Below are 12,907 nucleotides of genomic sequence, written 5' to 3' on the forward strand. Positions count from 1 at the left end.
GTCGTGAATGAAGGCTGAGGAAGACAATTGTATTGAGGCTGCCATATTCGGTCTGTTATTGTCTTTGGCGATCTAACATTACTTCTATAAATCACATTTCTTACAGAGAGAAGAAAGAATTAATGCAAAGAACAAGTTTGATACCTGTTGATGATTATGCTGCGTACGTGATGCAGGCTGACAATCAGATTATTAGCGAGGAAGAAGGACATGGTTCAGTGGTTCTGACCTATGCAGACGGATCTAAGTGGGTGTGGTTAAAAGATAAACCTGAAGAGCGTTTTGTTGGTTTTCTCTATTTAGAAAAAGCTTTGAAAACGATTGAAGTTCATTCAGTTGCTGCAGCATCGAATAAAATAGCCCTGCACGGTCGGGAAATCATTTATTTGTCAGAATATGTCGGTGAGATACACCCCAGTGTCTTTAAGTATTTTAATGAGATTCGCGCCATTCAAAACATCGGATTTGTTGATATATGCGGCAATTTGAGGGAAAAAGAAGGGAAAGTGTATGTCTTTGACACGGCAATGAATAGTTTTGAATATCGTATACGCCATGAAATTTGTATTTTTAATGAAGTTCATGATGCCATTCGATCTAGCCTCGAAGAGCGGCTTAGAAAGGATTATTTGGATTTAGATTAGGATACAATCGAAGATTTAACATCAGAGTTGGAAGAAGAAGCGCGATTAATCATCGGACTTTGGGGTTTGACATTGACAATTTGTAAGATCTTTTGGCCAATGAGCAGGGGATGCAATTGTTGTAGATCGATCACGGAGCAGGCTTCAATCATTTTAACATCCGCTAGTTGTTCAATGGATAAATTCTCACTTAATTGCCTGATCGCAGCTGCACAGATTTTATTGATCAAAACCACATTGGCAGACGGGGAGATAATATCAGCAAATGCGAGTGGGCTCCATCCCTCATTCCAATTTCCCGATTCAAAAAAATGGGTGGTAAGTTCAAGAGGAAATCGTATAGTTTCATCTTTTAATTTTGTAATCAGTTCCTCCAATGCGGTCACTCTTGTCTTGGTATAAGTTTTTGGGTTTATGGCGCCCCACATAGTACCATGTCCAAGAGGTTGATAGCCTTGAAGCGTTTCTTCTGCAAAATGAAGGACTTGTTGCTTATGTTCTGGTTGAGAAAGCCATTTGACGACGGCCATTGCTAAATATTCTTCGCTCTTTTTAAGATCCGTTATTTCAACCATCGGTGTCTGCTGACAATGAAAGGGATTCTTTTGAGAAAGGCGTGCCGTTGACTTCTTATATCTTTCTATTAAGTCTTCGATGCCCGCAAGAAGGAAATTCCACTGCTCTTCCTCGGCTTTACTGTCCACATTTCCGATGATCGCGCGCATTCTATCCACTAACTGAGAGATAGCCGTAAGAAGATCGTCTTGAGAGTCCTTAAATTGAGCTGTGCAGCCTACAAGCTTTTGGTATGTGCTTTTGAAATGTTCTGTATTGGCAATCCGTTCAATGAATGATCCTATTTCAAAGAAATAGAAGGTAAGGTCTTTGATCAAACACTTTTTCAGTACTATTTCTAGATAGTGTTTAATGCTTTCCAAATCGAATTGAATGTTCTCTTCAATGCCGACAGTCTCATTGTATTTGATAAAATGCTGGAGGCAATTTTGCAGAGCATTGTTAGAATCGAGGAGAAATTGACGAAAAGCCTGATCTGCTATTAAAATTTCTTCCGACTTGAGCCTTCTTTTGTCAAATAAGAGATTGAGGTCTTTGAGAAGATCTCTTGCTTCTTGGTCATGCGTAAAATTATTTTCCAATAATTTAAAATGAATGGCGGTATCGATCACCATTTCCTTCAAGAAAGCAAAATTTTTCCTATCTAGAAACGCTTTTTTTGTACGCAACTTTTTGAATTCGTCTATGGCCAATTTAGAAGGGGATTTTTGTACATTATAGTTGTTGGGCGACTTTGTTGGCCAATGGCAAGGCTGTGCATCTTGGATATCTGGGAAACGGTCTGTGATATCTTCTTTTGTTTGAGGGAATGCCTGTTCTGGAGAAGGGGCTAGTTTGCCACTGATAAAGCGGGCACCTTGCAGCTTATAGGTGCGTGAATAGAATGACATCCCGGGATCAATTCCGACGATCCCGAGTTCTGGACTATAGCCATAATTGCCTGCATGGGCGTCATCCTCTTCCCGTTGATATCTGGAGACTGATTCGTCTGCAAACCCCTCGATACAGGCCTTTACTTTCAAAAGGGTATGCTGAAAGGGTTTAAAATGCGCGATGTCGTAAGAAGCTGTCCCGGTGACTCTTCCTTGCGCATCGATGACAGGCCGGATTCGTGCAAACGTTTTCAAACGCACTACACGGTAGGATGCGCTGGCAGCAGCTTCTACCTGTGCCATTAGGGGAGAGAAATCGGTTTCATTACAAAGCTTAACCCATACATGCATGCCGGCTTCAGGACCCTCTGTAATCACCATTTTTTTGACTTTATGTCCGGATGGGGTGATGTTTTCAGGCATATTGGCGAGAGCTGAAAAGAGAAGGGCGGATCGAGGAGCTATTGCTGCAAAATCTACTACGGGTGAGTTGGGCAGGGCCTGCATAGATTGTCCTTTCTGCGCTGTAGTTTATTCGAGTTCTTGGGAGATCTTCTCATGAAATCGCTAAAAAAATAAAAACAAAACTATCTGTTTTTATGAAGGTTTTCAATAAATTTCTTAAACGTGATTAGGCAGATGGAGAAAATTGAGTATTAAAATAACCATCGCTCGTAAAATAGTGCACCCACTTCATAAAAATTAAACAGTGGATGGATCAAAATTCTCTGCCTAGCTACAATTCAAATTTCTAACTTTTCCGCTAAACTGGTATGATGAATCATACATATCCACCTTTCGAGTAGCAGTTCGTACATGGTAAAAAAAGTCTGTTTGATTAGTTTCATTGTTGTTTGCTTTGGAATCGGTTTGTTTTACCAAACTATTCAGTTGACTGCGATTAAGTGGGTTGTTCAAACGTATTCACAGCATCATTTCGGTCAGCCTTTAGATTTTAAACATGCTTATTTACAGCACAACAGGCTCATCATTCAGTCTCCAGAGCTTGGCAAAGATGAATTTAAGGCTCATGAATTGGCAATTGGTTGCACTCTCGATATTTGGAATAGGCAGGTGGGCTTGTTTATTGCACTGGATAAGCCTTGGTTTAGGTTGAAAGAGAGCACTCCGAAAGAGCTTGATAAGTGGCAGTCATTGACAGATCATAAAAAGGCATGGGTCGATGTGCACCCCACTATCTCAGTCAAAGAGGGGGAGCTAGTCTGGAATTTAGAAGATCAGCTGCGTACGTTACGTTTTGACTTAAGCCTCAATGATCGCGATGGAGGCTATATCAAAGCCTATTTGGATGGAGACCAAAGTCAAAACTATTTGATTGTCGAGGCGTCGAGCGCACCAGAGACGATGTTAGTTCATTGTGAATGCAAGGATGTTGATTGTGCGGCTCTTTTGGCTCTTTCCAAGATTTGGATGCGGGAGTGGGATGCCTGGCATTTGACATCGGGAGTTTTAAATGGCGAAGTCGATGCCATTTTTGGATCGCATGCTCGCCCTTATTTAAAAGGAGAGCTGCTTGTCGACCAACTCGCATTTTCGCAGGAAAAGGCTCAAATAACAGGAAAGATCGAACAAGCCCGCCTCCACCTTGAAAAGAATAATCGTCCAGGTGAAGAAGCCTCTTCTCTTACAACGGTTGGTTATCTCGATCTTTTAAAGCCTGCAAGCCTGGCATATCAATTGATGGACGAAGAGGGATGGCGAGTCGATCAGTTGCAGGGGCGTATCGGAATCGATAGCTTTAAAAAAGCAAGAATAGCCTTAGAAGCAGATGGATATTACCACCACCACCACTCTCATTTCAATTTGAAGGGGGAGGCTAATCTAAATGCACGCCACAATTTGAACCTTGATTTGGACCTTCTCTGCTCATCCTCCGATCAGCCTGGCGGCCATATTCAGCTCTTTCTTCATCAGACAACGGAAGGGCCGCAAATCAAAGTTCAGCTGAATAAATTATCTTATATTGAATGCGGCTTTTTGCAAAGAGTTCTAGCTGTGTATTGGCCGCAACTGAAAGATGTGCACTTGCAACAGGGTGTTTTTGAAGCCTCCTTCATAGCCAATTTAACCCGGCAAGGGTTGGAAACGATCCGCTTTAAGCGAATGCAAGTCGACGACTTAAAATTTAAGCTTTGCCCCCTTAATACGCATTGTTCATTGAAGCAGGCCAGAGGTTACGGCTCCGTCAATTTACGCGCTCCAGATATTTGGCATTCCACGAATATGGAGCTCCACATCGATGACGGCCATGTTCAGCTAAGTGGATTAGATCCAAGACTTCCCTTAACAGCTATCCAAACACATTTAAAGATCGAGCAAGGAACCATTCCCCACGCCTTAGTTGCCATGCAATTTGCTGGTTTAAAAGGAGCGATGGATATTGAGTGGGGAGAAGGCAAAGAGATAATCACTGTAAAGCTGAATGGAGAGGCTCAAAATCTAGCCGAATTTTTGCCGAATCGTTTGCAAGAAGGGCTGCAAAATCATTTCAATCGTGATCAATTAACAATCCTGGCCAATATTAAAAGACATGCAGGCCATATTGAGCTAATCGGCGCTATGAATGTCATGCAAGGAAAGTCTGAGCATGGCCATTTGATTCATTTTGGCGGAGAGTTAAAAAAAATTGCGGGAGACGCTGAAAAAATATTTGCCCCTGTAGGCTGGTTTTATGCCAAGGATCTCCCTTTAGAGAAATTCGTTTCCCCTTTTATCTTTCGAAAAGGCGTCTTACAGATGCGAGGAAAGGCGGAAGTGAAAGGATCTTTAGATGACAACATACTGACAGTTAAATACGATGCTGATCAATTGAGTATTGAGAATGAAGATCTTTTGATCGAAGCCAAGCAGCTACGCTCGACGGTACCCGGGCAATTATTGGGCTTGCATCAATTCGATTTCAAGACATGCACTCACCAAGGTGCGCTTCCCATTCAACAAGCCTCTTATTTGGAAAAAAATAGCGGCCTGTATTTTGGAGACATTCAGGGAAAGGTTCTTTTTAGAGATCAAACGATTCATATCAGCTCAATGGAGGCCTATTGCCATGATGTATACTTTGCAGGCTGCCTCGATCTTGACTATAGTGATCCGGCTCCCGGAGTTTTTAATTTAAAAATTAAAAGCCCCACATTTGCCGGAAAGGTTTCCCAAATCCAATATTTATTATCTCATTTCGATACCCCTTCTATTTTTAAAAACCTGCAGCTTGAAGGGGAGCTCAATGCAAGAGGCCAGGGTATTACCCTGGCGTTTGATTTTCTGCCGGGCGATTACCGCCTGCAGGCTGACTTTAAAGGGGTTTTACAAGAAGGATTCCTGCCTGTTGAGAGCAGCGACATGTCCTTGAAAGGGCTTTATTTGGATATTGATTACCATCACGATGACAAATGCTTAGCACTGTCCGACATCCAAGGAGTATTGCTCGTTGGTAAGCCTCGACGCGTTCAAGAATATGCCTTTACGGGACGCCACCTCTGTTTGATAGGCATTGACAATCCAACGTTTGATGCAGATGTAAGTGTGAAGGATGGAGATGATGAATTGATGCGCCTTGTGGCGATCACGAAAGAAGTGGGAAATGGGGATAGAGCCGTTTTAATCGATTCTTCCCTGTCACATCTCAGCCATATCTATCCTAAGGTTTTCAACTGTCAAATTGGGCCTGACGGAGGATTGCAAGCTTTCGACTTTGAATCCAGGTTTGAGTTAGGAGCGGTTGCAAAAGATGTATGCCGCTTTAAAGAGTCCGGCCTCTTGTTCTTATCTCATTCCATGATTGGCAGATTAGATAGCCTAGGCTCGATGGAAGGGGCGGTGGAACTCGCCTTGCATTACGATCCAGTCGAAAAATGCTCTGAATATCAGCTTGAAAGCCAGAATCTTCGTTTCTCTTCTGGTCCGCTGCACACAGGTCTGTTAAAGGGCAAGAAGCGCGATAAAAGATGGATGATCGAGCATGTGCAGTGGGACCAATTTAACTCTTTTGCCGATCTGCACCAAATGCCTGATAAGTGGAAAATTAATTTCTTAGGACTCAATGATGGGGAGTCACTTGTCGTTGGACTAGAAGGGGATTTTGAGCCAGAAAGCGGCGAGATCGACATCAAAATTAATTTATGTGAAATCAATCTGGAAAGACTTGAAAAATGGTCATTTTTTAAAGAGGCGGCCACTCACTGGAATCCGCGCGGCACTATGCAAATAAAAGGAGCCATCCAGCTTGCTCCTGCTTCAGAAACCTCTGATTTTCGTATGCAAGGCCTTTTAACGGCTCAAACAGAGGACCTTTCTTTACGTAATTTTCCAATTGATATGGCTCCTCTTAGCTTGCGCATTCAATCGGATCAGGAAGTGCGAATCGAAGGTTTGAACTTACAGATCAATCGCCAGTCAGGCCAGTGGGCAGAGCTTGTTTTTCACCATCTTACCTACAATCGCAAACTTAAACAGTTGAGTTGCCCAAAGCTGGATTTCAGCCTGCCAGCCAATCACCTTTCAGAGCTGGCTTTTGCACTTAATCAATACTTTCCCGATTTTGTCGATGAGGAAGGCAGTGATGTTTTACGGCATGCTAAACAGGAAGGACAGCTGAATGGCTCTCTTGAATTTACTAAAGATCATGTACGTCAAAGTATGACGCTTGCTTTGAGTGATGGCACCTACTTTTTTAAGAAACGCCCTTATGACCTGCATCATTTTTCAGCGACTATTGCAGATAAAAAGCTGAGCTTTTCTGCAATGACTCGTCAAGAACGGTTTTCCTTTCAGATAAAAGGTGTTGCCGCCTGGCCACTTTTAAATGAAGGGGAGTATTACTTTTTAGGAGGGTCTTTGCCGGCCAAGCCTCCCTTAATCATTAAATGGCAACGCCATCCAGAAAAAGGCTATTACATTTATCAAGCCAAGGGCTATTTTTGCGGTCTGGATTTTGATTTAGAGCAGGCGGCTGATGGTGAAGCGGTAAAAGATTGGTCGAGACTGCAAGGAATCGTTGGAGTAGACTTTAACTTGTTGTGCCCTCTTGTTCCCGACTCCGTTGTTAGCAGCATTCAAAAGCTTAAATTGGGCTCTAATTATCAATTGAAAGGCTATTATTGGATGAATCCCGATATTGGTCCTTCTTTATTGGAGACACTTTTCTTTCAGGGCACACTTTCTTGCCAAGAAGCTGCTTTAAAGGGATACATCGTCAATTATTTTGAAGCGAATTTAAACTATCAGCCCAAACGCTTAGACATTGCCCGCTTGACTATTCAAGACCCAGCCGGTTCCTTAGAGGGGCTTCAGCTGATCGCAGTTGAGAATGAAGAGAAAGATTGGCTTCTTTTCATGCCAAGCTTGACGATCAGAAATTTTAAGCCAAGCTTGCTGAGAGAAGATGTGCAAAGCCCATCTTTACCTTCAAAATTTAAAACCTTAATTGTTCGTCGCTTTGACTTAGAAGATTTTTATGGGAATTTAAGCGATCTACAATCCTGGCGGGCTGATGGACGCCTCCACTTTTTAAACTCTTCTCGCAAGAATACCGTTCATCCTTTATTGGCCATTCCAGGAGAGATTATTCTGCGTCTTGGATTGGATCCTCAAGTCCTCAATCCAGTGAACGGAACCATCTATTTTAACATGCAAGGCGACCGTTTTTATCTGACACGCTTTAAAGACGTGTATAGCGAAGGGAGAGGCTCGAAATTTTATTTAGCACGCAGTGAAACGCCTTCCTGGGTCGACATGGATGGCCAAATGTCGGTCCAAATTCGCATGAAGCAATATAATTTGATTTTTAAGATCGCCGAGTTATTTACCGTATCCATACAGGGCAGTCTAAAAAAGCCTACCTATGCCCTGCAAAAGCAAACAAAAGCATCTCGCAAAGGAGCGGCCGCTTTACTCCACTAATAAGTTTTAAGAGCGCTTCTTCATAAAACATTTGATTCCTATTGCTTTATTCCTGAAATGAATAGCCGCTTCAAAAAGTCGATTGTCTTAAATCATTTAAATTGTCAAAATTAAAGGTTTTAAGGCTTTTAAAAGAGTAAATGTAATGAAAAGTAGTCCTTTAATTAAGTGGATCATCGCCATCTTTATTGGCGCGCTAGGCTTTGGTGCTGTCCGCCTTTATTATGATCTGACCGATGACTTCCGTTTGGCCAATATGACTCATGAATTGGACTTCGAAGCTCCTTGGGACATTCATCTTGTATCGAATGATGAACGGGATCAATTGTCCACGATTCTGAAGCAAAAATACTACTATATAGGTAAGGGGGCGCAGAGCTATGCGTTTGCTAGTGCCGATCAGCAGTACGTATTGAAATTCTTCAAATTTAAGCATTTGAAGCCCAATTGGCTGGTCAATTTGGTGCCATCCATTACCCCATTCAATCACTACAAGGAACTCTACATTCAACGCAAGCGCAATAAATTAGTTGGTGTCTTTGAGGGGTATGATTTAGCTTACCGCGAGAATCGGCAAGCCTCAGAGCTTCTTTACCTGCATTTGCGCCCGACTAATTTCTTACATCAGCAGGTCACCCTCGTTGATAAAATGGGATTCGAACACCGTATCAATTTAGACGATGTGGTTTTCATGGTGCAAAAAAAAGGGGAAACACTGCGGCAGCATTTAGCCTCTTTGCTTGACCGAGGAGATATTGAAGGCGCTAAACAAGCCATTTCAGGCATTTTGGCCATGTATATGCAAGAGTATCAAAAAGGGGTCTATGATCGCGATCACGGCGTCATGCACAATACTGGATTTGTTGGAAATAAGGCTTTTCACTTAGACGTGGGCAAATTGACGAAAGATGATCGGATCAAATTAAAGAAATTTTACAAAAAAGATCTAGAGCAAATTTCTTGGAAAATAGATGAATGGCTGCAAAAAGCCTATCCTAATGATTATCCTGTTTTATTGGCCCATTTAAAGCATGAATATGATAGCTGGATTGGCGAGCCATTTGATCCTTCGCGGATCGATCCAAAAAGCTATCGAAAAAATCGCCATTCACTTGTGTGGGGTGATGAGTAACGCTCGGCGTTTATGGCAAGAGTTGAAGCACTCTTGCCTTCATCTTTGTTTTCCGGCCCGGTGCTTGCACTGCAAAGACGTTCTGCCTCCACAGCAATCCATTTTTTGCAACTCTTGTGCCTCTTTACTGGAGTTAATTGATCCCGAAGGGCGTTGTCAAACATGTTTTAGCGTGAAAGAGGAGATGTCTCACGATTGTCTGATTTGCAAGCGCTATCCCTCGCTGTTCTTGCGCAAAGCGGCCGCTTTTGATTATTTAGGACCTCCCTCAATTTTAGTCAGGCAATTGAAGTATGCCAACCAGCCCTATTTGGCAAAAGGGATGGGGGCTTTTTTATTTGCGCAGTTTGAGCGGCTCGAATGGCCGCTTCCCGACGCCCTTGTGCCCGTTCCGCTTTCCTTTTCACATTGGCTGCAAAGAGGCTATAATCAAAGCCTCCTATTGGCCGAAGAGCTTGGCAAACTCATGAATATACCCGTTTGGAATGCCTTAAAGCGTACGTCGAGCGACTATAGCCAAGCGGCTTTGGCATTAAAACAGCGCAAGAGCCTTGGCCATGCCTTCAAGTTGCAGTCAAACTGCTGTTTGCTAGATAAAAAAATACTGGTCATCGACGATGTCATGACATCGGGCTCTACCTTGCATAGATGCGCAGAGGCTCTGAGCGAAGGATTTCCGAGCCTTTTGTATGCCATGACTTTTTGCCGAACGATTGAGAGTTAATTTGACGCGCCTTAAGCTTCTTTCGAAAGAAGCCTATATTAGGCAGGCGTAGGGGTAAGCAGGGTTTGCAACTTTTGCTCTCTCTTCTGAAGAATTTGCTGGCCAAGCTGCCTAATTTCATGCTTGGCTTGCTGGGGAGTCCAATGAAAAGTCGATTTTTCCAAGAAGTTTTCAAGTGAATTGCAGCTGTCTATTACTTCTATCAAGGTTTTTAACTTGTTAAGAGCTGAGGGAAAATTAGCCCATTCTTCCTCTGAGAGGGGACGCTCATCAGCGGAAATCTCTGCCGCTTTTGGCTTGGATTTACTCTTTGGTGGTTCAATGGTGGCTGCAGGCTCGGGTGCGCTTTTTTCTAACTTAACAAAGGCATAGCCGGCTAAGGCTTCTTCAGTCGCTGCGGGCTGTTCTGCAAAAAGCTGTTCTAATCTTTCGATTTCTTTGGCTGTATAGAAGACCTTGAATCGCTGATAGAGTTCATTTCCTAAGCGCGTGTGCAACCAAGTAGCAAAGGATTTTTGAGCGCAGACCCCCTTTTTTTGCCGGGTATGGGAACGACCGGCTGCAATGAGGTTACTTTTATTTGGTGTGGCCAGCTGCTGATCGAGGAATTCAACGACTTTATCCATGCTATGATCAGTATTTGAAGAATATTTAAATGCAAACAATGCTTGAAAAAAAGATTCGGAAAATTGTGCGGCGTTCAACCCTGTATAATGTAAATCTTGCGTTCGATTGTTCTTTTGTAACTCGATGAATGCATGCCATTGATTGATTTTCTGATCGATCAGAGCTTGTTCATTGATTATTTTACGGCGCAGGCCTGTGGTGGACAAATCCAAATAGTTGTTGAGAAGGGAATCATTGTTTAAGAGATGTAAATTTCCTGCGATGACGCCCGTATCTACCAATGCTAAAGAAAAGCTTTCATTGCCTTCTCTTGTGATCTCAAATACAACACAGTGAGCTTGATCTTTTTTCGAATAGCCGCCCGGAAACATGAAAAATGTTCGAGTTGGATCGGATAGGAATACTTGGAGCCGTTCCATAAAAGTAGTGATCGCAAGATTGTTTTCCTGAGCTATGGCAACTTGAGCACCAAGACTCAGCTGGTCAGTAATTTCTTGTAGGAGAGGATGAGCGGGCGATGCTGGTGCCAGAGTCGATCGAAACTCTTTTAATAGCGAAAGATAGTGATATTGAGAGGATGCAACACCCGCACCATCTAATTGACTGATTTTCAAATCTGCATTGCCGAGTACGAAGTGGTAAAAATAACGCAAATAACCAGGAGGCGTTGTAAGGGCTTCTCTAGTGGTCCTTTGAATGGCTTCAGTCAGATTTTCTTGAGATGCTCCTTGCTGAGATATAGTAGAGACAAGTTGAGCAATGCGTTTATCAGTACTCCTCTGGAAACCAAAAAAAGCGAGAATTTTCCAATACCATGGAGCGCTTTGCCTTAAACGTGTGCCATACACTTGCAGCGCTTGAGCTAACCGGTTGACTTTCTCCTGGCACTGTTCAAAATTTTCTTGGCTTTCGAAGGCTCTATTGTGTCTGAAATGAGAAAAAGCCTGCTCGACGATGTTAAGGACTGCCTTTGTATTCAAATTTTTGTTTTCTTTTGCATAAACAATGCTAAAGCACCGTCCTTCAACTGTTTTAGGCTCTATTTCTAGATAGTTAGTCGGTGTGAGCCTTTCAAAGTGATCTAAAAAATTTGAGTAATTAATGTCAGATGGTAGATTCATCTTTTTGCTTTTTTTGTAAATAAGAATTAGTTTAAAACTAAAATGTTAAGATAATATAAACCTAATGCAAATTTAAGCGAATAATTGAATAATGAGGATCATCTTAAATTTAGCTTCGCAATCCAGGTTTTCCTAAAACCATTTTTTGCGATGAAAGTAAAAGAGCATGGAAATGGCAAGCATTGTCATGAGAATGAGAACGAAAGGATAACCCCATCGGGTATGAAGTTCTGGCATATAGTCAAAGTTCATGCCGTAGAGGCTCGATACAAAAGTTAAAGGAACAAAAATGGTCGATACGATCGTTAAGACCTTCATAATTTCGTTGGTTCGGATATTGATGTTGGATAGATAAATATCCAACATGCCGGCGACAACGTCGCGGAATCCTTCAATGATATCGATGGTCTGGACAATGTGATCGTAGACGTCATGTAAAAAAACTTGGGTATAGGCAGTGATGAGCGGAGGTTCGAGTCTTTGCATGCGGTTGACGACATCACGCATCGGCCAGACTGATTTGCGCAAAAAGACCATGTTGCGTTTAGCTCTTTGAATGCTCTGCAGAGTAGAAGGCTTGGGCGAACGAACGAGTTCCTCTTCTAAAAGGTCCAAATTGACATCCACTTTTTCCAGAACATTAAAATAGTAGTCCACAATCATGTCGATCAAGGCATAGGCGAGATAGTCGGAGCCCTGCTTGCGCATCCGATTGGTCTTTTGGCGAAGTCTTTCTTTGATTGGGGAAAAAATATCCTGGTCTTTTTCTAAAAAGGAAATTAGCAAGTTCGGGCCAAAGATGATGCTCACCTGATCATCGTGCAATTGGTGCGCTTGTTGATCGAATTGAAGCATCCGGGTGACAATAAAAACCTGCTCTCCATAAATGTCTATTTTTGGACGTTGGACGGTATTGAGGACATCTTCCATGACAAGAGGGTGCAATTTGAATCGGTTGCCGATTGAGGCGATCATGGAGGAATCATAGACGCCATGTACCTGAATCCATGTCATGGTAGGTTTTTCGATACATTCGATGCATTCTTGAATGGAAGCATTATCCTTTTCGAGATACTCTGTTTCAGAATATTCAATAATTGACAGAGTAATCGGATGCTTGCGCTGCTCCCCGACTGGAATCAAAGAACCAGGAGAGAGCCCTGTCTTTTTGACGCGATTTTTGAGGAGCCGATACATACGCAATCAATGAGGTTAGAGGATTGATGAATCAGTGCCAACTCGCTTCATAGCGGCTTGCCAGAAACCTCTAATAGCTCTTCGGTAAGGGGCAG

Annotated in this window: 7 protein-coding genes; 4 read left to right on the top strand and 3 right to left on the bottom strand. The window is 42.6% G+C overall.

What is annotated here, in order from left to right:
- Nucleotides 1-122: 122 nt before the first annotated feature.
- The gene (locus PNK_RS02145; RefSeq protein ID WP_059060008.1) at nucleotides 123-644 is read left to right on the top strand and encodes a hypothetical protein; all 522 of its coding nucleotides are present in this window, start codon (nucleotides 123-125) and stop codon (nucleotides 642-644) included.
- Here PNK_RS02145 and PNK_RS02150 read toward each other — a convergent pair.
- The gene (locus PNK_RS02150; RefSeq protein ID WP_059060010.1) at nucleotides 641-2,599 is read right to left on the bottom strand and encodes a hypothetical protein; all 1,959 of its coding nucleotides are present in this window, start codon (nucleotides 2,597-2,599) and stop codon (nucleotides 641-643) included. The two genes, PNK_RS02145 and PNK_RS02150, sit on opposite strands and share 4 nt — an antisense overlap.
- Before the next feature lie 309 nt (nucleotides 2,600-2,908).
- Between PNK_RS02150 and PNK_RS02155 the strand changes: the two genes are divergently transcribed.
- The 3 genes from PNK_RS02155 (at nucleotide 2,909) to PNK_RS02165 (ending at nucleotide 9,867) form a co-directional block, all read left to right on the top strand.
- Nucleotides 2,909-8,011: a hypothetical protein gene (locus tag PNK_RS02155; protein ID WP_059060012.1), complete on the top strand. Its 5,103-nt coding sequence runs from the start codon at nucleotides 2,909-2,911 to the stop codon at nucleotides 8,009-8,011.
- A 145-nt stretch (nucleotides 8,012-8,156) separates the two neighbouring features.
- Nucleotides 8,157-9,143: a hypothetical protein gene (locus PNK_RS02160; RefSeq protein ID WP_059060014.1), complete on the top strand. Its 987-nt coding sequence runs from the start codon at nucleotides 8,157-8,159 to the stop codon at nucleotides 9,141-9,143.
- Nucleotides 9,136-9,867: a ComF family protein gene (locus PNK_RS02165; protein WP_059060016.1), complete on the top strand. Its 732-nt coding sequence runs from the start codon at nucleotides 9,136-9,138 to the stop codon at nucleotides 9,865-9,867. Before PNK_RS02160 ends, PNK_RS02165 begins: the two co-directional genes overlap by 8 nt.
- A gap of 38 nt (nucleotides 9,868-9,905) precedes the next feature.
- Here PNK_RS02165 and PNK_RS02170 read toward each other — a convergent pair whose 3' ends face one another.
- Nucleotides 9,906-11,615 carry a hypothetical protein gene (locus PNK_RS02170; protein WP_059060018.1) on the bottom strand — a complete coding sequence of 570 codons (1,710 nt, stop codon included), beginning with the start codon at nucleotides 11,613-11,615 and terminating at the stop codon, nucleotides 9,906-9,908.
- Nucleotides 11,616-11,747: 132 nt separating this feature from the next.
- Nucleotides 11,748-12,812 (bottom strand): magnesium/cobalt transporter CorA, encoded by a 1,065-nt coding sequence (corA, locus tag PNK_RS02175; protein ID WP_059060020.1) that lies wholly within the window; start codon nucleotides 12,810-12,812, stop codon nucleotides 11,748-11,750.
- Nucleotides 12,813-12,907 lie beyond the last annotated feature (95 nt).

It is taken from the genome of Candidatus Protochlamydia naegleriophila (assembly GCF_001499655.1).
Taxonomy (GTDB): domain Bacteria; phylum Chlamydiota; class Chlamydiia; order Chlamydiales; family Parachlamydiaceae; genus Protochlamydia; species Protochlamydia naegleriophila.

Coding starts and splice junctions, on each gene's coding strand:
- PNK_RS02170 (WP_059060018.1), bottom strand. CDS start 11,615: ATGAATCTACCATCTGACATTAATTACTCAAATTTTTTAGATCACTTT.
- PNK_RS02145 (WP_059060008.1), top strand. CDS start 123: ATGCAAAGAACAAGTTTGATACCTGTTGATGATTATGCTGCGTACGTG.
- corA (WP_059060020.1), bottom strand. CDS start 12,812: ATGTATCGGCTCCTCAAAAATCGCGTCAAAAAGACAGGGCTCTCTCCT.
- PNK_RS02150 (WP_059060010.1), bottom strand. CDS start 2,599: ATGCAGGCCCTGCCCAACTCACCCGTAGTAGATTTTGCAGCAATAGCT.
- PNK_RS02165 (WP_059060016.1), top strand. CDS start 9,136: ATGAGTAACGCTCGGCGTTTATGGCAAGAGTTGAAGCACTCTTGCCTT.
- PNK_RS02155 (WP_059060012.1), top strand. CDS start 2,909: ATGGTAAAAAAAGTCTGTTTGATTAGTTTCATTGTTGTTTGCTTTGGA.
- PNK_RS02160 (WP_059060014.1), top strand. CDS start 8,157: ATGAAAAGTAGTCCTTTAATTAAGTGGATCATCGCCATCTTTATTGGC.